The 22,789-nt window shown below is 61.3% G+C and carries 22 protein-coding genes and 1 pseudogene; 14 read left to right on the top strand and 9 right to left on the bottom strand.

From position 1 onward, the window contains the following. Window positions 1-81: 81 nt before the first annotated feature. The 3 genes from BUS42_RS06275 to BUS42_RS06285 all read right to left on the bottom strand — a co-directional run bounded on the left by BUS42_RS06275 (window position 82) and on the right by BUS42_RS06285 (window position 3,672). Window positions 82-1,329 (bottom strand): ornithine cyclodeaminase, nickel-pincer nucleotide-dependent, encoded by a 1,248-nt coding sequence (locus BUS42_RS06275; protein ID WP_074306188.1) that lies wholly within the window; start codon window positions 1,327-1,329, stop codon window positions 82-84. Window positions 1,330-1,853: 524 nt separating this feature from the next. Continuing rightward, window positions 1,854-2,423 carry an NUDIX hydrolase gene (locus BUS42_RS06280; RefSeq protein ID WP_074306189.1) on the bottom strand — a complete coding sequence of 190 codons (570 nt, stop codon included), beginning with the start codon at window positions 2,421-2,423 and terminating at the stop codon, window positions 1,854-1,856. A gap of 238 nt (window positions 2,424-2,661) precedes the next feature. Next, window positions 2,662-3,672 (bottom strand): DUF1573 domain-containing protein, encoded by a 1,011-nt coding sequence (locus BUS42_RS06285; protein WP_074306190.1) that lies wholly within the window; start codon window positions 3,670-3,672, stop codon window positions 2,662-2,664. A gap of 268 nt (window positions 3,673-3,940) precedes the next feature. On the opposite strand from BUS42_RS06285, the gene hslV reads away from it, so the two are divergent. From hslV to BUS42_RS06305, 4 genes are all read left to right on the top strand, one after another. Next, a complete protein-coding gene (hslV, locus tag BUS42_RS06290; protein WP_074310757.1) occupies window positions 3,941-4,483 on the top strand; it encodes an ATP-dependent protease subunit HslV in 543 nt (180 codons plus the stop codon). After that, window positions 4,471-5,826: an ATP-dependent protease ATPase subunit HslU gene (gene hslU, locus BUS42_RS06295; RefSeq protein WP_074306191.1), complete on the top strand. Its 1,356-nt coding sequence runs from the start codon at window positions 4,471-4,473 to the stop codon at window positions 5,824-5,826. The genes hslV and hslU overlap by 13 nt, the downstream gene beginning before the upstream one ends. 90 nt (window positions 5,827-5,916) lie before the next feature. Beyond that, the gene (locus tag BUS42_RS06300; RefSeq protein ID WP_074306192.1) at window positions 5,917-6,426 is read left to right on the top strand and encodes a hypothetical protein; all 510 of its coding nucleotides are present in this window, start codon (window positions 5,917-5,919) and stop codon (window positions 6,424-6,426) included. Between the two features lie 426 nt (window positions 6,427-6,852). Continuing rightward, entirely contained in the window at window positions 6,853-7,287 is a 435-nt protein-coding gene (locus BUS42_RS06305; protein ID WP_074306193.1) for a hypothetical protein, read from the top strand. A 15-nt stretch (window positions 7,288-7,302) separates the two neighbouring features. Here the strand turns inward: BUS42_RS06305 and BUS42_RS06310 are convergent, their stop codons facing one another. Beyond that, window positions 7,303-7,923 (bottom strand): hypothetical protein, encoded by a 621-nt coding sequence (locus BUS42_RS06310; protein ID WP_074306194.1) that lies wholly within the window; start codon window positions 7,921-7,923, stop codon window positions 7,303-7,305. 101 nt (window positions 7,924-8,024) lie between these two features. Between BUS42_RS06310 and BUS42_RS06315 the strand changes: the two genes are divergently transcribed. Then, window positions 8,025-8,792, top strand: coding sequence for a DUF1559 family PulG-like putative transporter (locus BUS42_RS06315; protein ID WP_074306195.1), 768 nt, complete (start codon window positions 8,025-8,027; stop codon window positions 8,790-8,792). Window positions 8,793-8,859: 67 nt separating this feature from the next. Here BUS42_RS06315 and BUS42_RS46325 read toward each other — a convergent pair whose 3' ends face one another. Further along, window positions 8,860-9,564, bottom strand: a complete 705-nt coding sequence (locus BUS42_RS46325) for a DUF2306 domain-containing protein (RefSeq protein WP_083670078.1) — start codon at window positions 9,562-9,564, stop codon at window positions 8,860-8,862. Window positions 9,565-9,752: 188 nt separating this feature from the next. On the opposite strand from BUS42_RS46325, the gene BUS42_RS06325 reads away from it, so the two are divergent. Both BUS42_RS06325 and BUS42_RS06330 read left to right on the top strand, forming a co-directional pair. After that, on the top strand, window positions 9,753-10,103 hold the full coding sequence (locus BUS42_RS06325; protein WP_074306197.1) for a hypothetical protein: 351 nt from the start codon (window positions 9,753-9,755) through the stop codon (window positions 10,101-10,103). 19 nt (window positions 10,104-10,122) lie between these two features. After that, window positions 10,123-10,698: a transglutaminase-like domain-containing protein gene (locus BUS42_RS06330; protein ID WP_074310759.1), complete on the top strand. Its 576-nt coding sequence runs from the start codon at window positions 10,123-10,125 to the stop codon at window positions 10,696-10,698. Here the strand turns inward: BUS42_RS06330 and BUS42_RS06335 are convergent. Continuing rightward, complete coding sequence (locus BUS42_RS06335) at window positions 10,695-11,087, bottom strand: DUF1801 domain-containing protein (protein WP_216821012.1); 393 nt, start codon at window positions 11,085-11,087, stop codon at window positions 10,695-10,697. The two genes, BUS42_RS06330 and BUS42_RS06335, sit on opposite strands and share 4 nt — an antisense overlap. A gap of 334 nt (window positions 11,088-11,421) precedes the next feature. Then, entirely contained in the window at window positions 11,422-12,045 is a 624-nt protein-coding gene (locus BUS42_RS06340; protein ID WP_074306199.1) for a TetR/AcrR family transcriptional regulator, read from the bottom strand. A 133-nt stretch (window positions 12,046-12,178) separates the two neighbouring features. On the opposite strand from BUS42_RS06340, the gene BUS42_RS06345 reads away from it, so the two are divergent. The 6 genes and pseudogenes from BUS42_RS06345 to BUS42_RS43520 all read left to right on the top strand — a co-directional run bounded on the left by BUS42_RS06345 (window position 12,179) and on the right by BUS42_RS43520 (window position 18,332). Next, entirely contained in the window at window positions 12,179-12,736 is a 558-nt protein-coding gene (locus BUS42_RS06345; RefSeq protein ID WP_074310761.1) for a peroxiredoxin-like family protein, read from the top strand. Window positions 12,737-13,543: 807 nt separating this feature from the next. After that, the gene (locus tag BUS42_RS06350; protein WP_143206254.1) at window positions 13,544-14,116 is read left to right on the top strand and encodes a carboxypeptidase-like regulatory domain-containing protein; all 573 of its coding nucleotides are present in this window, start codon (window positions 13,544-13,546) and stop codon (window positions 14,114-14,116) included. 774 nt (window positions 14,117-14,890) lie between these two features. Next, window positions 14,891-15,934 (top strand): annotated as a pseudogene (locus BUS42_RS06355) (DUF1559 domain-containing protein). Window positions 15,935-16,015: 81 nt separating this feature from the next. Next, window positions 16,016-16,555: a carboxypeptidase-like regulatory domain-containing protein gene (locus tag BUS42_RS06360; protein WP_143206255.1), complete on the top strand. Its 540-nt coding sequence runs from the start codon at window positions 16,016-16,018 to the stop codon at window positions 16,553-16,555. Beyond that, on the top strand, window positions 16,528-17,754 hold the full coding sequence (locus BUS42_RS06365; protein WP_074305559.1) for an IS4 family transposase: 1,227 nt from the start codon (window positions 16,528-16,530) through the stop codon (window positions 17,752-17,754). Before BUS42_RS06360 ends, BUS42_RS06365 begins: the two co-directional genes overlap by 28 nt. Window positions 17,755-18,185: 431 nt before the next feature. Further along, window positions 18,186-18,332 carry a hypothetical protein gene (locus BUS42_RS43520; RefSeq protein ID WP_159452175.1) on the top strand — a complete coding sequence of 49 codons (147 nt, stop codon included), beginning with the start codon at window positions 18,186-18,188 and terminating at the stop codon, window positions 18,330-18,332. Between the two features lie 724 nt (window positions 18,333-19,056). On the opposite strand, the gene BUS42_RS06370 is transcribed toward BUS42_RS43520, so the two are convergent. Both BUS42_RS06370 and BUS42_RS06375 read right to left on the bottom strand, forming a co-directional pair. Continuing rightward, window positions 19,057-20,628, bottom strand: coding sequence for an IS110 family transposase (locus BUS42_RS06370; RefSeq protein ID WP_074306202.1), 1,572 nt, complete (start codon window positions 20,626-20,628; stop codon window positions 19,057-19,059). A 209-nt stretch (window positions 20,629-20,837) separates the two neighbouring features. Next, complete coding sequence (locus BUS42_RS06375; protein WP_074306203.1) at window positions 20,838-22,148, bottom strand: BaiN/RdsA family NAD(P)/FAD-dependent oxidoreductase; 1,311 nt, start codon at window positions 22,146-22,148, stop codon at window positions 20,838-20,840. An 84-nt stretch (window positions 22,149-22,232) separates the two neighbouring features. On the opposite strand from BUS42_RS06375, the gene BUS42_RS06380 reads away from it, so the two are divergent. Then, window positions 22,233-22,745, top strand: a complete 513-nt coding sequence (locus BUS42_RS06380; RefSeq protein WP_074310763.1) for a low affinity iron permease family protein — start codon at window positions 22,233-22,235, stop codon at window positions 22,743-22,745. Window positions 22,746-22,789: the final 44 nt, after the last annotated feature.

Below are 22,789 nucleotides of genomic sequence, written 5' to 3' on the forward strand. Positions count from 1 at the left end.
AGGTAAAGATGAATACACTCAGAACGACTCGCGCGGCTCGATTGGTGTTCGCTGCGTCGGGTCGTCGGGCCGCGAAACTCGTTACGCGAGTTCGGCGACCAGGCTGCGGAAGAAGGGTTCGACATCGGTCACCAGACCGATCGTTTGAAAGGTGCCTCGGTCGCTGAGCTTGGTCACGGTCGCCGGATTGATGTCGACGCAGACGACCTTGACCCAGGCCGGCAAGAGGTTCCCGGTCGCGATCGAGTGCAGGGCGGTCGCAATCAAGAGCGCGAAGCCAACGCCTTGAATCGCTTCGCGCATCCTCGCCTGAGCCTGTAACGTATTCGTGATCACCTCAGGCAAGGGACCGTCGTCGCGAATCGAACCGGCCAGGACGACTTCAACGCCCGCCTTGACACACTCGAACATGATCCCCGACTTTAATACGCCCAACTCGACCGCTTTGTTGATGCCTCCTAACCGTCGAATCGTATTGATCGTGCGTAAATGGTGTTCGTGCCCATGCTCGAGGGCTTCCCCCTTGGAGATCGAGACGCCCAGGCTCGTGCCGTAGAACGCTTGCTCGATGTCGTGGGTGGCCAAGGCATTACCGGCGAATAAGGTCTGGATCCACCCATCGCGGATCAACTGCGCAACATGGCCGGACGAGCCCGTATGAACGATGGCGGGGCCGCCCACCAAAAGCACTTTTTTTCCCTCCGCACGCGTCTCCCGGATCGAGTCGGCCACCCCTTGAAAGCTGATCGCCTTGGGCTTTTCGCTCGAGACGTTCGACCCCATGAAGCCGAACAGGTTGGCGCCTCGCGGTCGTTCCGCGGGGACGACGCGGACTCCATCGTGCCCGACGACGATCGGCAAACCGGGTGTCACGTCCGTCATCGCCACGCAGCGGGCGGTCTCGCCGCTGGGATCGACGGCGATGCCGCAATCCATTTCCTGGTCGGCGACGTCGATCCAACGCCCGCCGAGCCGGACCTGGGTGCGCTGATTGGTCGTGCTGTAAAAATCGTCGGGGAAGGCCCCCGGAATGTCGGCGAGGACGACCCGCGCGTCTTCGGGATTTACCGCCGATGCGCCATGCTCGACGAGGTCGCCGAGGATCTCCTCGAGCTTCTCAGTGTTCGCCGCCTTGATCGTGATCCGCGCATAGCTGGGATCGATTCGGCGGGCGCCGATCGTGCACTCGCGGATCTCGAAGCTCCCTCCCATCTGGAGGATCCGGTCGAGAATCTTGGGCAGGAGGAGCGAGTCAATGATGTGCCCGCGGACCTCCACATCCTCGCCGACCAGATCGTCCGTCGAGGTCCGACGTTCGTCGCTCGCCATGGCGGGTCAGTCCTTTCTCGTGGGTCTCGCGGCGCTCTGGCTCCTCCACACATGACATTCTACGCCAACGATCCAACTGCGACCAATCCCGTGGACTTGCCACCCGTGCCGCTCTATCAAAAGAGTATCGGCGACGCCAATCGCGAGCCATGCGTCAACTTCCGCCAGAACCTTGGTCTCGCGGTCATCATTTAGCACGGCCCCACACTTTTGCTGGAACTGAGGCTGGTTGGATGGATGACAGGACCGAGGGGCGAATTGTCGGAGTCGAGCCGCGGCTGTGACATAAAAACATGAAATCAACCGGCAACAATCGTTTCGCACGACGACCGGTCGATCCGGGGTCACTGAATGTTGAACGAGTAAACCAGATTGCCAAGTTGGATATTGTTACGTAGGAAGTTACGAGTGATTTTATGGCAGTTAATTGTGATTTGGCTGATGCGAAATGAGTGGCCGCGTTCGTTGGAGACCGGGCAGTAACGGCGTCGCACAAGCTCCCCGCTTCGATCAGGGAGGATCAATTACGGGGAAGGGGACTGGATGAGCAGGTATTTCAAGAGTGGGGCGGCGTGCAGGGCCTGGAGCATGCCGCCGCCGAGAACGACCTCCACGATTTCGGATCGGCCGACGAGATGGACGCGCAAGTCTTCGGTGTCCTCTTGTTGCTGCTCCTGGATTCGGATCACACCGGTGGCCAGGTAGGTGTGCGATCGGTTGGAGTGCGTTCCGGGGTTCGCCGAGAGGGTCATGAAGGCGGTCCAGTCGCCCCCGCCGTATCCGGTTTCCTCGAGCAATTCCCGTCGAGCCGTCGCCTCCGGATCGAGGTCGTTCGGTTCGCACACCCCGGCGGGTAGTTCGTAGTGAACCTCTTGGCTGCCGTGCCGGTACTGTCGCACGAGGACGAACCCGTCGTCGGTGGTCAGGGCGATGACGTTCACCCAGGCCGGGTACTCCAGCACGAAGTAGTCGTCAATCACGGCCCCGGTTGGCAATCGGACCCGATCTTCCCGGAGCGTCATCCAGGGCTTGCGGCAGAGGTAACGGGACGACAAAACGTTCCACGGTTGAGGTTCGGAGTGGTCGTGTGGCACGGCTGATTCCCTCGGGAGGCGATGGTGAACCCGTCCTGAAGTTATATTGGCAATGGATCGTGTTTGGATAGGATGGTGCGGTGTGCGGCGGGACGACCTCGTCTGTTGTGGTAAGTTGGGATGCCGTCTCAGACGCCACGATTCGACGCGGCTAACTCACTCTTCGAAATGCAAGGTCGTCGATCGCCATGGAAGCGATCGACGACTTGGGTTTTCCACCGTGGCGGATCGATCGTCGTCAGGGGTCGATGTGCAGTGTGGCGGTGACTTCCAGCGGTGCTTCGCCGGGGAGGTCGGTTTTGACCCGGAAGAGATGACGGAGGTCGCCGCGTGTCTTGCCCTCCTCGGGCTTGTAGCTGAAGGTCACGACGTGAACCGGCTTGGGCTCTTTCGGAATCGGACCGAGCTGAAAACCATCCCCCGCGCCTTCGATCTCGACGATCGAGAACGGCTTCGAGGACATCACGAGGAACCGGCCTTGGCCACCGGAGGGTGAATGGACGTTGCCCAACGGCACGACACTCGGCCTGGCCGAGAGCTCGCCCCGTACCTGGGCGGTCACCAGGATCGGGATGTTGGCGGTCTCCTTGTCGTTGGTCAGGAGCCGAATCTCATCCCGGATGACCCCCGCCGGCGCATCCGGCTTGATGGAAACCGTGAGTGAGTAGGAGACCGTGGATTCGTGGCGGGCGGTCTCGGTGAGCGTGGCGTTCAAGACTCGGCTGGCCGAGATCATCCGCACCACCCGCCATTGCGCCGAGCCGATGCGGTCGAGCGTGAGCGTCTGCGCTGGCGACTGTCCCCGCGCGACCGAACCGAAGTCGATCGCTCCCGGATTTAGGACGATGTCGCTCAGGATCAGCGACGAGACCGCCAGGCTCACCTCGGCCTCGCCCCGACTGGCCGAGATCAGGGAGACGAAGAGGGTCGTCGCCTTGGGGCCGACGAAGTTCTTCGTGTCCATCTCGGCTTCGATGACCGCCGATTGGCCGGGCTGGACCAACGTGGCGCTTGCCTTACCGGATGTGCAACCGCACGAGGCCCGCACGTTGGCGATCGTGATCGCTTCATTGAGGCGGTTGGTCATCAAGAAATTGTGACGGACCTTACCGCCTCGAGGCACCGCTCCGAAGTCATGCCCTTGCTCGGCGAAGAGAGGATCCGCCCAGGTTGCCGCGCTCGCCGGAATCGCTGTTACCCCAACCAGAATGACTGCTCTCAGTGCGGTCTTGATCCAACGATGGCGCATCGTGGCCTCCTGCCTGCCTCGTCCTAAGCGGAGCGGGCGTCTCACTCCCAAAAACCCTACAATGAGTTATCGTCACGTTTTTCCGCGGGATTGAATATTCCGGCACATCCGGCATCGACCCCACTTCCCAAGTCATGCCATCTTGCCGGGGGGGGCGCGATTGTCACGGGTTCAAGCGCTTGGTCGCCTGGCAATGACTTCGTGGTGGCTGTATGCTCAGGGGAACGAAACGAAAGTGACCCAGGTTCCAAGCGGGAGGATCACCAATTTGGACTGGCATGCCACAACGATCCTTTCAGTCCGGCGCGGGGACCGGGTAGCTTTGGGGGGCGATGGCCAAGTGACGCTCGGCACGACCGTCATGAAGGCCGATGCCGTCAAGGTCCGCAAACTTCTCGATGGCCAGGTGCTCACCGGTTTCGCCGGCAGCGCGGCCGACGGATTCGCATTGCTCGAACGCTTTGAATCGAAGCTACGTGACTACCCGAATAACATTCCTCGGGCGGCCACGGAACTGGCCAAGCTCTGGCGGACCGACCGCATGCTCAGACGCCTGGAAGCCGTCCTGATCGTGGTCGACGCACGCCACAGCCTGCTGCTGAGCGGCTCGGGCGATGTGATTCAACCGAGCGACGGCATCCTGGCGACCGGCTCCGGGGGCCCCTATGCCCTGGCCGCGGCGCGGGCTCTGTCGGCTCACTCGGAGCTCTCCGCCACCGAGATCGTTCGCGAATCGCTCCAGATTGCCGCGGGTATCGATATTTATACGAACGGTCATTTGACGGTGGAGGAATTGAAGTGCGCGACCTGACCCCTCGGGAAATCGTGGCCGAACTCGACCATGACATCGTCGGGCAGGCCGATGCCAAGCGTGCCGTGGCGATCGCGTTGCGGAATCGCTGGCGGCGCCGACAGCTTTCCGACGAACTGCGGGCCCAGGTCACCCCCAAGAACATTCTCTTGATCGGCCCGACGGGGGTAGGCAAGACCGAGATCGCGCGCCGGCTGGCCAAGCTCGTCGGTGCTCCGTTCGTGAAGGTGGAAGCGACCAAGTATACGGAAGTAGGCTACTACGGCCGGGACGTCGAGAGCCTGGTGCGCGACCTGGTCGAGGCGGCCGTGACCCTGGTCCGCGGGGCCGAGCGCGAACGGGTCAGCGAGCAGGCCGCGGTCCGTGCCGACCAACGGTTGCTCGACCTGCTCCTCCCCGCCCCGCCGCATCAGTGGAACGATCCGGATACGCCGGAGGCGGCCGAGGCCGCCGAGCGCAGGCAACGCTCACGCGAGAAGATGAAGCACCGGCTCGATGCCCGCGAAATCGAGGATCGCGAGGTCGAGATCACCCTGCCGGGTCGGGCCGCGGCGCCGGTCTCAATCCTCGGCGCGGGCAACATGGAACAGATGGAGATGGATTTGCAGGGCATGTTCGAGAAGATCATGCCCAAGTCGTCCCAGACCCGAACCATGACGGTCGCCGAGGCGCGGCCGATCCTGATCGCTCAGGAAATCGACGCCCTGATTGACCCGGAGAAGGTCAGCCAGGCCGCGGTCCACCTTGCCGAGGAGTCGGGGATCGTCTTCCTCGACGAGATCGACAAGATCGCCGGCGATGACGGCGGCGGCCGGGGCCCCGACGTCTCACGGCAAGGCGTTCAGCGCGACCTCTTGCCCATCGTCGAGGGGACCACCGTCACCACCAAATACGGGCCGATCAAGACCGACCATGTCCTCTTCCTGGCGGCCGGTGCCTTCCACCGAAGCAAACCCTCCGACCTGATGCCTGAGCTCCAGGGCCGGTTCCCGATCCGGGTTGAGTTGCAGGACCTGACCCGTGATGACTTCGCCCGCATCCTCCGTGAACCTCGCGCCTCGCTGATCCGCCAGTACCAGGCCCTCCTGGCCACGGAGGGCATCGAGCTCGAGTTCACTCCGGACGCGATCGACGCCATGGCCGACCTGGCCCACCAGGTGAACCAGTCGACCCAGAACATCGGCGCCCGACGCCTGCATACGATCCTCGAACGCGTCGTCGAAGCACTCAGCTTCGATGCTTCCGATCGAACCGAGAAAAAGGTCGTCATCAACGGCGCCTACGTCCTCGAACGGCTCGAGGAACTGGCAAAAGATGAAGATCTCAGTCGGTTTATCTTGTAAATGTCTTATCGATCCAAACGCACGGGATACCGCCTCGTTGATCCCTGACGAGGCGCCTCTTTTTTCTTGTCGAGACTCGAGTCGATTCGAATGTCCAAGACCGAACTTCCCCTCCTCAATGTATTTGAGGTGGAAACCGATGGCGTTCATCATCACCTCATCTGTTTCCTCGATGTAATCCTCGCGGGAAGTCGGGGGATCGACTCGCGTTCGGTCATCGGTCAGTTCACCCCTTCGAGTGGTGGCGCATTCGATCTCGAGACGTTCCAGGTCAATCCCACCTTCATCGAGGTGTTCGTTCAGTACATGAACGAGAACGCCATTCATTCACCCGAAATCATCCGGGAGGCGGCGAGCCGAATCAGCGACTGGATCTATCTCCTCGACCCAAGGACCCCCGGCGAATACAGCCTGGATCCCTCGGCGAGCGACCTGGTCGGCTGTTTCGCCGTCGATGACACCGGGCAAATCGTCCCGCGTTCGTTCCAGTACAACCGGGAACATCTCTGGTTTGACCCGGTCCGAGGCGTTTCCGGAATCCTCTCCGATCGCGCCTTCTACAAGTGGTTACACCCCCTGACCGATCGCAAGGACGGGTAATCGCCGTCCTCTGCATGGATTTGTCTTGTTGAATTCTGATCGGTTCGAACCTGTTCCACGCCGCGGGGCTCAGGACCTGGCTTGAGCATTGGCGCGGGCTTGGTTCCGACGGGCACGACCATGCGCCCCACTCCTGGAATGGCTCGCTGGCGATTTCGGGTCAGACGGCGTGGTCGATTGGCATCCAAGCTGATCGCCGGTCGACCGGAACAAACATTCTATCGAATCATTGCTCGTTGATTTGATTGTGCCCGCAATGGCCAATCGATTGAGCTATTGTACTCAAGATCAATAGCTTGCGTCGATTTTCTGGACGATCTCGTCTCGTCATTTTCTGCGAGGCATGGGTTTTGATTATGGGGCTCTCGCAGCTCGGTACGGGCCGGAGGACAAGGCTTACAGGTTGATAGAGGCGAGACTATCGATATGCAATTACTGCAAAAAGTGAGTGGCCTTGCTGCTCTCGTGGCGCTGAATGTTTTGACGGGGATTGGCTCATCAAGGACCGATGCGCAAACCGTTGAGTATCAACGTGGTGGTGGATACGCGCCGGGCTGGAACGGCTATGCGCCCGGTTACGGTTGGAGTGGCTACAGCCCGAATGTCTACACGCCCCCCGTCTCAGCGCAACCTGCTCCGAAGTCGACTTGGCGTGGCGACTCGTTGGCGACGGCTCGGAGCGGAGCCAACGCCGGGGTGGTCCGGCGATTCGATCGGCCGGGAGTCGTTTCCCAACCGAGACCGGCTGCTCGAGCCAATTCCACCCGTACGACCAAAGATTTCAAACCCGCGCACTATCGCGAATTCGGCACGGGGCGCAACGTGTTCATGCACAAACCTTGGTTACCCAATCAGCCCTGAATCGACCGGGCTCACTTATGGGAGTCCGGGTTGCGGCTGAGCGGGTTTCGCGTCGGGCCAGAGGTCGAGCGACTGGACCACCTTGCCTTGGCGATCGAAGAGACCGAGTCCCGGGGAGCCGTCAGCTCGCACGGCAAGTGCCGCGCGGAGCACTCCCCCCTCGCCGTAGACGTTGACACCCGCGGCGTCGTCCATTCCGAGATCCAACGCGAGTCGTGGTCGTCGCAGCCTGTCGAACAGGCCGATGCCTGGGGTGCCATCCGGGCGGATCGCGATGGCCGCCCGCAGCGCTCCCTCTTGGCCGTAGAGGTTTACCCCAGGCGCATGGTTCGGAGCCAGGTCGAGGGAGAGGCGTGTCTGGCCCTGCCGATCGAAGAGCGTAAGGCCGGGGGTACCATCGGGGCGGATCGCGAAAGTCCCCCGTGCGTGTCCCTCTGCGTCTCGGAGCACGAACGCATTGGCCTCGATCGTGGGCCAGGCCTTGGCCGCCGCGGCCCCCATGGCCAGCAGACTGACCCCGGCCAGCGCAACGAGCCCGCTGTGGCGCCACCGCCGACATTCCATTCGCAACTGGGCGTTGGCCGCCTCGAGCGTTCCAAGCCGCTCCTCAATCGACTGAATTGTCGCCAGGCTCATCAGCGTTCCTCCCACTCGAGTACTGGATTGTCTTTTGCTTCTGACGGAACATGGAGAGACGACCCACCCGAGTGACCCGACAACTTGGCAGGAGTCTCACCATGCGAAAGCCTCGAAAGAACGACCGAGAGTTCAACGCCCCCATCCCCGAGCTGAGCTTGGTGCGAGGATTCACTCTCGTTGAGCTTCTCGTGGTCGTGGGCATCCTTGCGTTTCTGATCGCGCTTCTCATACCGGCCACTCGGAGCGCACGTCCTGCTGCACGCCGTAGCCAATGCGCCAACAACCTGCGGCAAATCGCGCTGGCTTTGCAAAGCTATGAACAAGCATACAAGGCCTTGCCACCTGCATGCACCGTGGACGCGAACGGCAGACCATTGCACGGTTGGCGCACCTTGATCCTGCCCTATCTGGAGCAAGCACCGCTGTACCAGACAATTGACCTCTCGAAACCCTGGAACGCCCCGGCCAACGTCAAGGCGCTTGAGACCTACCTTCCCGTTTTTCGTTGCCCCGAGGCGGTCGGGCCACAGAACCGGACGACTTACCTGGCGATCGCCGCTCCCAATGGCTGCTTTCTTCCCAGGGAGTCTCGACGCCTGGCGGAGATCACGGACGCTCACGCGTCGACCCTCATGGCGATCGAAGCCGGTGCGGAGAATGCCGTCTTCTGGATGGCTCCGGTGGATGCGGACGAGTCGTTGGTGTTGAGTCTTGGGCCGACCAGCCAACTCCATCACTCGGGAGGCATGCACGCATGCTTTGTCGATAATCACGTGGCGTTTCTGAAAGCCAACACTCCGGCCACGGTACGTCGAGCGTTAATGTCGATTTCTGGCAACGACGATGACGTCGCCAACGAGCGGTAACCATCCCACTCAGGCCTGGTGCCCAGTTGCGGTGGTCGTCACTGCGGGCGAAGTGACCGCCTTGAGCTCAAGGAACCGACGTATCCCGCCGACCGTGTGTCGCTCGGGCTCGTGGCCGATCGGACTCGAGAAAACCTGCTTTTCGCCTTGTCCACTCGCGTAACTCGAAAGCCGTGAGTGGCACGAGCCAACTCACCCAGGTCGCCAGGGGATCGACCCATGGAGCGACCACTCCCGTGACCGTTGCCAATCCGCCGATCAACCTGAGCACGACGGCCGAGGCTAATAAAAGATAACAACGCCACATCCAACGGCGATGATCCGCAAACCGGCGCTTCACCGCCGACCGTGCGCCGAGTGAGACGCAGATCGCGGTCGCGATTGCCAAAGTTGCCAACCCACCCGCTGCGACCGGGCCCCCCGCGGCATGAGCGGCCATCCAAAGTCCGCTGGGCGTCACCAGCAACAAGACGCACGCGACTTGAAGTCGGCCGAGCGATCGATGCCATTTCGGAAAACAGGTTCGAGTCCGTTCACCGACCAGAAACAGCCCCAAGATCAGTGAGACGGGTCCGGACAGAATGTGCGTGCAGAACGCCCATTGATAAACGCCGAAGAAGTGGCGTTCGCGACCACGCAAGAAGTCCGATGTGAAATTGGGTGGGAAGTAGTTGTGATAATTCGATACGATGCTCATCGTGACTTTGAGAATCAAGACGCCTGCCAGGAGGGTTAAAATGCGCTCAGCGAGTGGGGGAGGGGGGGCACGCATCTCGGGAGTCTGACTTTGTCCCTTGCAGTTGAACGCACAGGCTCCGCCACGGGAACCGGTCGTGAACCACGGTCACCTTGATATCTTCTTCGAGAAATTGTTCTCCCGCAACTTGGGACGGCCGGATTCGAACCGGTGGTCTGCTGGTAAAGATCCAGGCGAGATCCCCCTCACGGAGGCATATACCCATGACCAGTCTCGTCGTCACCGTGGCACTCATCGGCCTGGTCGCATCCTCGGACGACCCTGCCGAGATCGGCCGGTCGATCCAGGCGGTTGACCGGTTACTCGAATACCGGCTTCCGGCCAAAGCCACTGACGCGGACCACGCCCAGGCAAAGGAGTTACGGAAGGCCGCGGTCGACGCGGGGCAGTTGACCCGGCTCTACCCGTGGGTGCTCGGGCGCCTGAAACTGGAAGTCGAGCTGGTGGAGAGCGCGTTGCGGGACACGAGGCCTGAACAGGCCAAGGCCAACGAGCTTCGTGAACGGATCACCTTCCTGAAAAAGCTCATCCACGAGATTGACGCCCCTCACTGAAGCCGACCGAGGCCAAATCGTGCACGAGTATCTCGAAGCGACCCCGATCGTTGATTGGGAGAGCTGGGAAGTCTTCGCCCTCGCCAAGGCGTTGGCCGACGGGCGGGAGGATCCAATCGCGGTGGCCCGGAGCTGTTTCGATTGGGTGCGGGACGAGATCAAGCACAGCGGCGATTACCGATTGGACCCGGTGACCTGCTTGGCTTCTCAAGTCCTTCACCACCGGACGGGGTTTTGCTATGCCAAGAGTCATCTCCTGGCGGCGTTGCTGAGGGCGAATGCGATACCGGCGGGGTTCTGCTACCAGCGTCTGAGCATCGACGACACCGGGCCGCCCTTTTGTCTGCACGGGCTCAACGCCGTCCACTTGCCGGGAACTGGCTGGTATCGGATTGACGCTCGGGGGAATCGACCGGGCATCACCACGCGATTCGAGCCGCCCTCCGAGCGGTTGGCCTTCGCTCCCCGGTTGGACGGCGAGGCGACCTTCGACGAGGTCTGGCCTTCGCCTCTTCCTGTTGTTGTCGAAGCGTTGACCAGGCATTCCTCGTGCTCTGAGCTGCTGGAACACCTACCCGACATGGAGCCGCGCTAAACGAGCTTGATCCATCGGCGGATCAGCTCCGCGAAGGCGTCCCGCTTTGCGGCGACATCTCCCGCATCCTGGAAGCTGACCGACGCTCGGTCTTTGCCGAGCCAGACCAAGAGCGGGTCATCGAACGCGATGTCAGGTCCGCCCCTCACCTTTGCGCCCAGGTGGAGGATCACCCGCAGACCAGTCTTCCCGCGGAGATGGAACGTGGCGAACCATTCGGACGTGCGGAAGCTCGGCGCGTTCCACTTGATACCCTCAATGATGCTGGGGCAAGCGCTGAGGATGATCTCACCGACGGCGAGAAGCTCCGGCTTCAACGGGTGCTCGAGTGAAGTGAGAAACACTTCGACGTCCTTGGAACTCGGTGGTTTCATCTCGGGCGGTCGCACGGCGATCTCCTCAAGGGCAGGGGGGGGATTCTTCTGTCGATTCCAAGGCAACCGCCGATGTCTACGGACAGGTGCCATTCAACGACCGACAAGACTTCGAGGACGCCAAGCAAGGGGTTCATCGCGCCCGTGCCCGGTGGAGTGCTCGAACGCCTTGACGGAACGGATTGTTCGGACCTGAACCCGTACGCTTTAATCAAGGTCGACACCGTTCCGGCCACCGTCAATCCGAGCCACGGGAGGATCTCTCGGATCAGATTTAATAAGCAAATCTTCTTGTGGTTTTGGAGTGTTTATATTATGCCGAAACGGACCTGTAACTTTAACGTGTCCATCAGCAGTGAGAACCTCCTGCACGAAGCCCCCGCAGGACGACTTCCAAGCCCCGGCGGAATTCCTCGTCCGGTGCGATCCGCTGTGCATCGCGGGCCGTCTCGGCCAAGAGTTGATACTCGGCTTGCGGCAATTGCGCCAGTACCGTCGTGCCCGCCCCGGGGAGTGCTAAGTACTGGTACTGCAATACGCCGAGCACGTAGCTCAGCAGGGTGCGGAAGGCGATGACCCGGTTTTCACCGGTAAACCCGCCATCGGAGAGGAGGCCGAGCATCGCCTCACCGAACCGAAGTGATCCCTCGGCGGCGTGGCGGTGGGCCAGCAGCAGCGGCACGACCGAGGCGTGCGCCCCGATCGCGGCGCGGACCCGTTCGGCCAGCACGACCACCCCCTTGTCCCACGGGTCGCCGGGGGGCAGTTCGAGATCGACGCCAAGGAGGACGAGATCGACCACCAGCCGTTCGAGCTGCTCGCGGTCATCGACGTAGCGGTACAACGACATCGTGCCGGTCCCGAGCGCGCCGGCAACCGCCCGCATGGTCAGAGCCGCGAGCCCGTCGCGGTCGATCACCCCCAACGCGGCGGCGGCGATCCCGGGGAGGGTGAGCGACCGTGGGCGGGGCATGACTTGACCTCACTGAGCATGGGACCTACACTTTAGGCGTACAAAGTACTCCTACGGCCGAAAGGGGCAAGCCGTGTCACTTCTCCCCTCCTCAAGTCGATTCCGGCCTGGTGATGTGGTCAGCGACCATCGGATGGTAACGATCTCGGGCGGAACGGTCCAGATTCCCGACGACCAACGAGTCCACCTCCAGTTCCGCCGGTTCGCGGGCTGCCCGGTGTGCGACCTGCACTTGCGGTCGGTGGCGCGGCGGCATTCAGAACTGGTGGCGGCGGGCATTCGCGAGGTGGTCGTGTTCCACTCGACCGCCGAGGAACTGTCGGCTCACGCGTCCGACCTCCCGTTCGACGTCATCGCCGACCCGGACAAACGGCTTTACGTCGAGTTCGGCGTCGAATCGGGTACCCGCGCCCTGCTCGATCCCCGCGCCTGGCTCCCCATCTTGCGGGGGATCTATCGCAGCTTCATGGCGGTCGTTCGCAAACGGCAACCGATTCCCACGGTCAACCCGCACGGGGGGCGGTTCGGCCTGCCGGCCGAGTTCCTGATCGCGACTGACGGCCGTGTCCTCGCGTGTAAATACGGCGTGTATGTGTACGACCAGTGGTCCGTCGATGACGTGTTGGCGCTCGCTGGCCGGGAGAGCGCCGCGCTTCGGTCCGAAGAGCCGTTACGAGAGCCGATGCACTGACACTCTTCTCTGATCGAGGTAAGCCAGAGGTGAAGGGTGCCCCTCCCGTTTCTTTGTAAACTCTCGGCAGTTGGTGCGCGCGTCTGAATTCGACGGAGGTCGCTCAAGACCGCCAGGTCCCCCGATCTACCCGTTCAGGCCGTAAACTTCCTTTTCAGGCAGCGTTCCTTACTCGGATTCGCGCGCCAACTGCCGAGCACTAGGAATAATTTTTATGGTGATGACCACGAAACGACTTGCGAGCTCTCGTGCAATTCCCTTGCAAGCCCAGGGGAGTTCTCGACGTCATCCGCGTCAGTGCAACCAGCGGCGGTGTTTAGTGATCGAAACGCAAACATTTGTGGTTTATTTGGTTTTAGAGGCTCGCGCCCAGTGAAAAAACGGTCGCCTCTCTGGGGCTGGCAAGGGGGGATGTTCGCATCGAAGGCCCAAACCGACAGTAAACGGCGGTAAGCCTCGTCGTCATGGCTACTGGCTGTGTAAGTCGGCGGAACTTAACTCCAGGGGGGCGCTTCGGTTCGGACGGGCTTGAGAACTCCCTCGACGTTTCAAGCGAATGCGTTTCCGAGTGCCACAATTCTGTCGGAATTCTCTGGAACGGGGCTTAGCCTGGTTGGAGAATTGCGTTCGCCTGGGCTGGCTCAAGCCAATCGTGATCCATTGTTATCGTTGGCTTGAGCAGATGGCGAAGAATCACGTCGATGAATCGGCCCGCTCATGCATTTCGATTGGAATTCGAGCCGTCATCCAGTTTTGCAAACGTTCGCGTCACGTGACTTTCGTCGCTGGGAAGGGGATATCCTGCTCATGACTTTGATCAAACCGTTGCGCCGCCGGCTCGCCTGGGTCTGCGGAGTCGCCTTCGTCCTGGGATGTTCGAGCTCTGAACCGAGCCAGAGCCCGTGGGAGGTTGATCCCGCCAAACTGGTGCCAGCCAAAGGGGTTGTCACTCTCGATGGCAAGCCTCTGGCCAAGGCGGTCGTGGCCTTTATGACCTCCTCGGGGATGTCCAGTGTGGGAGAGACAAATGCGGAGGGCCAGTACGTGGTGGAATCGGCTGGGCACAAAGGGATTTTGCCGGGGGACTATAAGGTTTCGGTGAGCTACCTGGTCTCGCCTGAAGGCGAGCCGCAAGGACTTGGAGTCCGCTCCTCAATGCAACCGTCGTCCACAATGGTGTCCGCCGTGGAGAAGTTGCCGCCTGAGTACTCCGACCTGAAGCAGACCAAGCTTTCGGCCCGGGTCGACACTTCTGGGGGAACCTTCGATTTTAATCTCGTGTCCCCGGTTGCGGATCTCGCGACACCCAAAGCGAAAGCTGCGGAATCGGGGACGGAAGAAGCCAAAGCCGAGGAGGCCTCGCCGTCGACTCATCCGTAAGGAGTATGAGTCCGAGACTCTTGATGAAATCGGGCCAAGGGAGAGAGGGAGGAAGGGCGGAGGGCGAGTCGGTTGGAGTTCACCGTCGATGCGTTCGAGGTCTCGCCGCCCTTTCGTGATGATCCTCCGCCTCCCTCTCCTCTACAATCCTGCCTCCTTGATTGCATGCTTAGGTACTTGTTGGCAGCCACGCTTGTCTGTGCGATGAGGTCGCCTTGGCTCCCGTGAGGAGACTGTTCGGTGCTGAATCCTTTGAGAATTTCTCGTGCCCGCCGCCCACGAGAAATTCTGGGATAGGACGTGGGTTAAGTGCAAGCGTGTTTGCGGCAAAGGCCTGATTTTCAAGGGTCAGGCTTGGTGATAATAAGAGTTGCATTTGTGGGGTAATGGTCATTGATGGCGTGGAAAAGGTTGAGCGAACGGGACTCTACCCGCGGGAAGGCGGGTCTTTTTGGTGGAGTCGGGTCATTTTTGGCTCGCTCGGGCGATGCGTATTTGTCGATTGCAAACATTGTGGAATTTGGAATATTTTGCATTGCAATGTGGGAGGATTGATTTAGACTTATCACGACGGTGCCATTGAAACGATTAGAGTTGGCCGTAGCCTAAATACGTTGGTGCCTCAGTCGTCGGGCGACAATCTTCCCCAGGCCGCTCTGGTCGTCGGGTGTCAATCCTCTTGATTGGCGAGTCGGGTTCGACGACGGTTCGATTTGACAGTCGGCACATTTCTGCATTCTTCACATTTCTCTTTTTTTTGAAGGATGTTTTGCTATGCGCTTGCGTCGAGGATTCACGCTGATTGAACTCTTGGTCGTGATCGCGATCATCGCGGTCTTGATCGCTCTGTTGTTGCCGGCCGTTCAGGCCGCTCGCGAAGCGGCTCGCCGATCACAGTGCGTCAACAATTTGAAGCAAATGGGCTTGGCGATGATGAATTAAGAGAGCGCCAACGGCGGCTTTCCGCCAGCGAAGATCTATTCCGCGGGCGTCACAGGCGTTCCGGCCAACGACCCCGCGGCGGTCGGCCGGGTGCTGAATACCACCGCGTTTACGATGATTTTGGGCTCGATGGAGCAGACGTCCCTCCTGAACGCTTACAACTTCTCGGTTCCTTCGTGCTCGGCAATCAATCAGGCGCCGAACATGACTCCGGTCGGTGGTGCCACGGCCTACCTGGCGAACACCACGACCACATGCAGCGTGGTCGCCACGTTCCTTTGTCCATCCGACATGACGCCGACACCCTACACGAACGCGCCCAACACGCCTGGGCCTTACCCGGGTAATAATGCCGCGCGTTGTAGCTATCTGTTGCCTTGCACCCGCTGGTATGATGCCTACAATCCTGGTTACATGCAGGCAACATACGGAGGTCGACCGGCTCAGGAAGCAATCTTCTCAGGGAGCGACTGGTCGACCTCGCTGGCAAGCATCAAGGATGGTACGAGTAATACCTGCCTGATTCTTGAGTCCCGGCTCGAGAAGACTGCGGTCCAGTACGGCGGATATTGGGGACAGGGGCTCTGGACGTCCACGCACGCGATCGTTTACGACTCGAACCCAGGGAATACGATCGCCTACTCGACGAACTGGACGTCGACGATGCCCAACGGGTCTGCGACGCTCGCGCAACTGGCGGTCAATCCCCGGAGGCTCGGTTATGCCTGGTCGATCGGGAGCACGCACTCGGGTGGCATCAATGCAGGTTTCGCCGATGGAAGCGTCCGCTTTATCAAGACGTCGATCAATCCCGTCACATGGTTTTCGATCCAGACGTCTCACAACGGTGAAGTGGTCAGCTCAGACTCCTACTGAGCGAATTTCCTGACGGAGCTTCATTTCTCACTGTTGGCGCAACAGACAACCACCTCTGGAATCGACGGGGGTGGTTGTCTAGTGCTTCCTGTCCCCAATCAATCATTAGGTTGTGTGATGATGAAGATAAGACACTGCACCGTGGCCGCAGCGATGGTCGCGGGCCTGATCGCGGGCTGTGGGGGGTCGGGGCCCAGGCTCGTTTCGGTCAAAGGCACCGTGACGCTTGATGGGAAGCCGCTCGAGGGAGCCGTGATCGCGTTCCACCCCGATCCGTCCAATAAAGACGGCCAGCCCGGTGAGGATATCACGGGTGAGTCAGGGAACTACATGGTCTCGACGAAGGGACGCTTCGGGCTCGTCCCGGGGAAATATCATGTGTCTGTGACGAAGATGGAGGTTGCCGCCGCCAATCTGAGTGCGGATTTCAAGGACGACCCCAATAGTGTTCGGCACGAAATTTGCGACATCTCCACCCAGGCCAATCTTGCCCTCAAGGGCCGAAAACGGGGATTTCGCAAGGACTTTCGGCACAGAATTTGCGCCTTCTCCACTCAAGTGCATCTTGCCGTCATTTTGGCAGGGCCTTGGGAATGGCAAAACGCTCAGCAAAACCTCTGAAACCCCGAGATTTCCAGGGGTTGAAGTACGTCGAGCGGTTACTGCCGCTGCTCGACCAACTCCACGATGTCGGCTGCCAACGCGACAGGTCCGGTAATCGCAGCCTGCATTACGATCAGTATTGCATGCTCGTCTTACTCTTCCTCTTCAACCCAGTCCTCCGTTCCTTGCGCTCCTTGCAACAGGCGAGCACACTCAACAACGTGCAGCGCAAGCTCGGCTGCGCCCGGGCCTCGTTGGGGTCGCTCTCCGAGGCCGTCGAGGTCTTCGAACCCGAGCGGCTGCGCGGCATCATCGAGTCCCTCGCCGCCGAAGTGAAGCCCGTCCGCGACGTGCGCGGCGGCCACCTCGCCCATGCCCTGACGGCCGTCGATGGCAGCGTGGTCAAGACGCTCAAGACCATCGCCGAGGCCGCCTTCATGAACGACAAGAACGGCGGCTCTCACAGCGGCTGGCGACTCCACACCCACTTCGCCATCGACCGCCACGTCCCCACCCGGATCGAGGTCAGCGCCGCTGCCAACAGTGGCCATAACGACGAGAAGAACCGACTCCGCGCCGCCTTGCAGTCCGACCACTGCTACGTCCTGGACCGTTGGTATGCCCAGTTCACCCTCTGGAACGACATCGTGGCCGCGGGGAGCAGCTATGTTTGCCGCATCCGCGACAACAGCAACCTCAATGCGGTCATCGAAGAGCGCCCGGTCTCGGCGACAGCCGCGGCTGCCGACGTCCTCCGCGACTTCATCGTGGACCTCGGCGCCGCCAAGAAGCCCGACGAGCGGCCGGCCCATCGGGTGCGGGTGATTCTGGTGAAAACGACGCCCCACACCAAGCGTGGGGGCCGCAAAGGGGGCACGGCCGGTCCTCCCAGCGACGGCGTGCTGCGGATCGCCACGAACCTCCTGGATGTTCCCGCCGAGGTGATCGCTGACATCTACCGACACAGGTGGACAATTGAACTCTTCTTTAGATTTTTCAAGCACGTGCTCGGCTGTCGCCACCTGCTGAGTACGCATCCCAAGGGGATCGAGATCCAGGCGTACTGCGCGATCATCGCGTGTCTGCTGATCAGCCTGTGGACGGGCCGCAAGCCGACGCTCCGGTCTTACGAGATGATCTGTCTGTACTTCGCAGGCTGGGCGAGCCTTGAGGAACTCTTGGACCATATTAGTAAATTAAAATCTGAAGAGACGTAGTGCCCGCGGCTCGACTCCCAAGTCCGCGGTGTTCGCTGCTGCGCGGTGGTTTGTAGTTCACCCGAGTCGTCGGCTCGCCCCAGGTCACCGAGAACGTCCCGCACGCCTCTGCGGGGCGGCCGTGTCGGCCAGGCTTCCTCGCTTCAGGAAGACAGGGAGCTCACGCTCCCCGCTCGCCTGGGAGGCGAGCATGCGCTGGCCTGGTGGCTGGTTTCGCTTGTGCGAAAGGCAAGTGGGGAGCGTGAGCTCCCTGTCCCTCCCCCAGCAAAGCCGAAAGCTCGTGCCCACTGGGGCCGCAGGTCCCCCGCCCGCCCCACAGGGTCGTGTGAAACGCTCTGAGGGGGAGTTCCCCGGGTTGCCGGCTTGCCGTTGCTCGGATCGCCCCCCCCCACAGCAAACGGAGTGCCGAACACTATTGGGACGACCCGTATATGGCCCAGCTTTCCGCGACCGATGCTGCAGGTCGTTCCGGTAAGAAGAAGGACAAAGGGCAGATCGAAGGGACATTCGAACGCGAGGTTCCCCCGGAGGGAGGCCAGCAAGACTTCGACGTCAAATCCGCAGCGGCGTCGAAGTGAGTTGGAATTGACCAGGTTCCTCACGGGACTCGATTCGATTCGACTCGCCGGCCCGTCCCACCATGGCGACCTGATTGAAGCAGGTCGCCATGTTCCTTGGCTGCCTGTTGCTTGGCACGTCTTAAGAACCCGGATCGACCTGCACTCTCTCAACGAGTTTTACGGTTCGTTGACTCGCCATCACCCTGGGCGCGAAACAGCACAGGGTCGATGGTGAAGTGATTCAGCCTGGTCTTGCCCACGGTGAGGCGACCGACACGGCGGTGTTCCCACAGGGCGTGGAACCATTCACGGGTGCCGGAACCGAACGAGGCCTGTCCGGCGTCCGCTTGAATCCTACTTTCTCCAGGTCCATGCTCCCGAGGACTCCTCGCAAGGCTGGGCGCTCGTCGCCGCGCGATTCTGGCTAGAGCGGTTCCCGACCGGCTGGCGCACGGAAAAAGACTGCCATACTGGTTTTGAGACGGGGAGCTGAGCGCGTACCTTCATCGGCCTCGCCGAATGGCGAGGTTGCAGGAGACATTTGACCAGGCAACCGCTGGGTCAAGGGACCACCTCTGCCGTGCGTACTGATCACGCTTCGCCATACTGGTTCATCAGGGGAGCGACCCCACGCTGCCGTATCAGGCGTTCGGTGATCCGACAGAGCGCCACGCTTTATTGCCAAGGCTTTCAAACAGCCACGGGGACAGAAGGCGTTGTTCGGCTCCCTTGGCCCTCGCGGTCACGTGAGGTCGGCCTCCCCCTTCGACTGCGATTCTACCATCGGCACCCCCAGTCTGAGCAACACTTCGGGAAGGATCTCACCCAGCCGATACGGCCCGGATCGGCGTCGGCTCGGAACCTGGGTCATCGCGGCCTTCAGCGGCACGGCTTCCGCGCCGCGCTCGGCGAGCGGGATCCACCCCGCGGCGGCGCCCAGGTCGCGCAGGACCTGATCCATTGCTGTTTCATGTTCAACATAAAACGTGCTCAATTTCTCAATAATATAATGCCTTTCGCGACAGCTCGGATGGCGGAACACCTGCCTTCCGGCCACCATCCGGTAGGCGATTCGGCAGAACCGCTTCGCGGCCCGCACGCACATGAGACGGCGATTCACGCCCGCCTGGTTCCAGCCGGCGTACAACCCTCGGAAATACGAGTTGCACTGCAGCAGGTTGTCCGCGATCTGAAGGATCGCGTACCGCAAGGCGTGATTGGCCTGATGGACCAAGGGACCGTTGCAGCGATCGACCGTGTCGCTCTGGTCGCGTGCCGGGAACAGTCCCGCGCGGCCCGTGATCGCCCGGTCGCTGGGGTAGTTCTCGATCGGCCCCATCTCGCCGGCGAACTCGGCGGCGCTGACCACGTTGATCCCGGGGATGCTCATCAGGAGCACGTAGGGAGTCTGCACCAACTGCGCCGCCAGGTCGCGTTCCAGGGACCGGATCGTCCGCAGCCGGGCGAGACGCTCATCATCCAGGATCGTGAAGATTTTATGGTGAACACCTGAAAGTTCAGTTCCATTGTGAGTCTGCTCGGCCCAGGCCAGGATCCGCGTCAGGCTGCGGCGTTGATAACGCACCGACTGGGCCTTGAGGATCGCTGCCAATCCCTCCAGGCCGAGGGCCCGGATCTCCTGGGCCGAGCCGACTTGTCGGGCGATCACGCGGGCGGGTTCGTGGTCGAAGAGGTTGCCGACCGCCGCGGAGAGGCCGGGCAGCAGGGCGTCGAGCTCGACATGGATCTGATTGCGGAGCGTGGCGTTCTTCCGCACGAGATCGCGACGATGCCGTTCAATAAGTTGCAATTCTTGATATGTTCTGTTTCGCTTTGGTTCGATCAACCCGAAGCCGTTGACGGCGGCGCGATGGATGGCGTTCAGGTCGGTGTCGTCGGTCTTGTTCTGGGGATCGGCGGGGAGGCGGAATTGCTTGCTGGTCAGGGGATGGACGATCCGGGTCTCGAACCCGGCGGCGGTGAAGGCGCGCTGGATGGGCCGGTGATAGACGCCGGTTTGCTCGATGGCGATGATGACGTCGCGAAGGTCGTGAGTGGTGATCGCTTGGCGGAGCGCGGCGATGGCGTTCTCGAACCCCAGACGGGAGTGTTCGACGGTGGTGGGAGGGACAAGGATGCGGCCGTAGAAGTCGGCGAGCATCCCCTTGGAGCGGGCCTTGGCACAATCGAAGGCGACGATGCCGAAGTGCTCCGGGCCGACCTTGAGGCCCCTGGGATGAAGGACCCCGGAGGGCTTGGCGACCGAGGTGAGGCGATGGGGACGGCGGGTTCTTCGCGGGGTTGCAGTGGTCATACGGACACCTCCACGGGATCGGAACGGGAAGGTCCCAAAACCGTAGAGTAGTCCGGAGGACTGGGAGAGAAGAGTTCTCTCTCAGATTAAACCTACATACCAGGGGACAAGCACCCGGCCTCCAAAGCGTTCGGCGAGATTCAAGGGCTCAGGGGCCGGGAGCCGGTCCCCATTTTCCTCCGCTGTGCGCAATGCAAAGGAAAACCGCTCTAAACGGAACTCCCCGCGAGCCAGCCGGTGCTCCAGGCCGCCTGGAAGTTGTAGCCGCCGATCAGGCCGTCGATGTCGAGGACCTCGCCGGCGAAATGGAGTCCGGGACAGAGCTTGCTTTCCAGGGTATCGGCCTCGACTTCGTCGAGAGCGACACCGCCGGAAGTGACCTCTGCCTTGGCGAATCCGAGTGTTCCCGCGACTGGTAAACGCAGGCCCTTTAAACCGGTCAACAAGCGGTGCCGCTCGTCGCGCGATAAGTCGGGACCCATTCGGTCGGCTGCGATCCCGGTCGCGGCCAGGATCGCCTCTGCCAGTCGGCGCGGGATTGCGGGTGGGAGGAGTCCGACCACCTGGCGGCGTCCCGCGCGGCAGACCGACTGAAGCTGCTGGTCGAGGGCGTCACGTTTATCGGCGGGCAGGAAGTCGAGAACGAGGTCGAGGACCTCGGGACCCTGATGCCGTGCGACCGCGCGGCTCACATCAAGGATGGCCGGACCCGTCAGGCCGAAGTGGGCGAACAGGACCGCTTCTCTACGCTCGAGCAAGACCGGACCGGTAGGCCCTTGGATTCTTGCGAGGGCGTCGGGGATCGTGATCCCTTTCAACTCGGGGACCCAGCGATCGGTCACTCGAATCGGGACGAGCGCTGGCTTCGGCTCGACGATGGTATGGCCGAAGCGACGTGCGATGGCATAGCCGTCGCCGGTGGTGCCGCAACCGGGAAACGACTGGCCGCCCACCGCCAAGATCACCCGGCGCGCGGTGACGGTCGAATCCGCGAGCCGAATAGCAAAGCCCTCGCCCAACGACTCGACCCCGAGCGCGGGGCTGTCACAGCGAACCACCGCGGGCGATCGCCCGAGTCGTTGAAGCAGGGCGTGCAAGACGTCGGCCGCCCGATCGGAGACGGGAAAGACTTTGCCGTTTCCCTCGACCTTGGTGGCGATCCCCTCACTCTCGAAGAGTGCGATCGTCCGCTCGACACTCAGGGCCCGGAGCGAAGGACCGAGGAATCGCCCCCCCGCTCCAAACGCCTGCTGAATGCTCTGGGCGCCGCGGGCCTCATGCGGATCATAGGCCGGATCGATCGGCCCGGAGATCACCTGCAAGTTTCTCACGCCACGCGCATTGGTGATGTTGCAGCGCGTCCCTCCCGACATCAGGATTTTCACACCGGGGCGGCGATTCTTCTCGAGCAAGAGAATCCGCCGCCCCAGCTCGGCCGCGCGAATCGCGGCGATCAAGCCGGCAGCCCCGGCACCGAGGATGACCGCATCTACGTCAAAGGAAAGCGAGGCGTCGTCCATTTGGCATCCTATTTGCCCCGAGTGGATCATATCCCCCCAGGCTCATTCAATCAGCGGTTCTCTGCGAACCTTGGGGTCGAGTCGATGAAAGACAGTGAGAGGCAAGCGCCGGTGACCGCGACTTTGACCAACACGCCGACTCCGAACTCTCGCCATGACCTGTTTACGCGCGTGTCGGGCTGGACGATCCGGATCACGGGGGGGCGGTGGGCATTCCTCACCGCGTTTGGAGTCGTCATTGTATGGGCAGCTTCTGGCCCATTCTTCCATTATTCCGAAAACTGGCAGCTCATCATCAACACAGGCACGACGATTGTGACCTTTTTGATGGTCTTTCTCATTCAAGGAGCCCAGAATCGGGAGTCGAAAGCGATCCACTTGAAGCTCGACGAGCTGATCATGGGGGTCAATCGTGCCCGCAACGAGCTCGTGAATATCGAAACATTGACAGACGAGCAACTCGAGGCGCTCTCGGGGCGATATCGCGAGGTGGCACAACAGTATCAGCACAAGTTGACGGAATGCTTCCCGGCCGAAGTGTGTGATGAGCTGCCCGTCGACAAGAACAACCGTGAGACTCACATGACCGTGAAATAACCGAAAAAAAAGAGTCTGTCGCGAGGAAACCGGGCCGTCTGTCT

Origin of the sequence: Singulisphaera sp. GP187 (assembly GCF_900129635.1) — a bacterium.
In the GTDB taxonomy this organism is placed as follows: domain Bacteria; phylum Planctomycetota; class Planctomycetia; order Isosphaerales; family Isosphaeraceae; genus Singulisphaera.

What these genes read in the sequence shown, in the direction of transcription:
- BUS42_RS06350 (WP_143206254.1), top strand. Translation starts at nt 13,544, where the DNA reads ATGACTTTGATCAAACCGTTGCGCCGCCGGCTCGCCTGGGTCTGCGGA.
- BUS42_RS06310 (WP_074306194.1), bottom strand. Translation starts at nt 7,923, where the DNA reads ATGAGCCTGGCGACAATTCAGTCGATTGAGGAGCGGCTTGGAACGCTC.
- BUS42_RS06285 (WP_074306190.1), bottom strand. Translation starts at nt 3,672, where the DNA reads ATGCGCCATCGTTGGATCAAGACCGCACTGAGAGCAGTCATTCTGGTT.
- BUS42_RS06305 (WP_074306193.1), top strand. Translation starts at nt 6,853, where the DNA reads ATGCAATTACTGCAAAAAGTGAGTGGCCTTGCTGCTCTCGTGGCGCTG.
- BUS42_RS46325 (WP_083670078.1), bottom strand. Translation starts at nt 9,564, where the DNA reads ATGCGTGCCCCCCCTCCCCCACTCGCTGAGCGCATTTTAACCCTCCTG.
- BUS42_RS06375 (WP_074306203.1), bottom strand. Translation starts at nt 22,148, where the DNA reads ATGGACGACGCCTCGCTTTCCTTTGACGTAGATGCGGTCATCCTCGGT.
- BUS42_RS43520 (WP_159452175.1), top strand. Translation starts at nt 18,186, where the DNA reads ATGGCCCAGCTTTCCGCGACCGATGCTGCAGGTCGTTCCGGTAAGAAG.
- BUS42_RS06300 (WP_074306192.1), top strand. Translation starts at nt 5,917, where the DNA reads ATGTCCAAGACCGAACTTCCCCTCCTCAATGTATTTGAGGTGGAAACC.
- BUS42_RS06345 (WP_074310761.1), top strand. Translation starts at nt 12,179, where the DNA reads ATGGTAACGATCTCGGGCGGAACGGTCCAGATTCCCGACGACCAACGA.
- BUS42_RS06340 (WP_074306199.1), bottom strand. Translation starts at nt 12,045, where the DNA reads ATGCCCCGCCCACGGTCGCTCACCCTCCCCGGGATCGCCGCCGCCGCG.
- BUS42_RS06365 (WP_074305559.1), top strand. Translation starts at nt 16,528, where the DNA reads ATGGCAAAACGCTCAGCAAAACCTCTGAAACCCCGAGATTTCCAGGGG.
- BUS42_RS06315 (WP_074306195.1), top strand. Translation starts at nt 8,025, where the DNA reads ATGCGAAAGCCTCGAAAGAACGACCGAGAGTTCAACGCCCCCATCCCC.
- BUS42_RS06275 (WP_074306188.1), bottom strand. Translation starts at nt 1,329, where the DNA reads ATGGCGAGCGACGAACGTCGGACCTCGACGGACGATCTGGTCGGCGAG.
- BUS42_RS06325 (WP_074306197.1), top strand. Translation starts at nt 9,753, where the DNA reads ATGACCAGTCTCGTCGTCACCGTGGCACTCATCGGCCTGGTCGCATCC.
- BUS42_RS06380 (WP_074310763.1), top strand. Translation starts at nt 22,233, where the DNA reads ATGAAAGACAGTGAGAGGCAAGCGCCGGTGACCGCGACTTTGACCAAC.
- BUS42_RS06370 (WP_074306202.1), bottom strand. Translation starts at nt 20,628, where the DNA reads ATGACCACTGCAACCCCGCGAAGAACCCGCCGTCCCCATCGCCTCACC.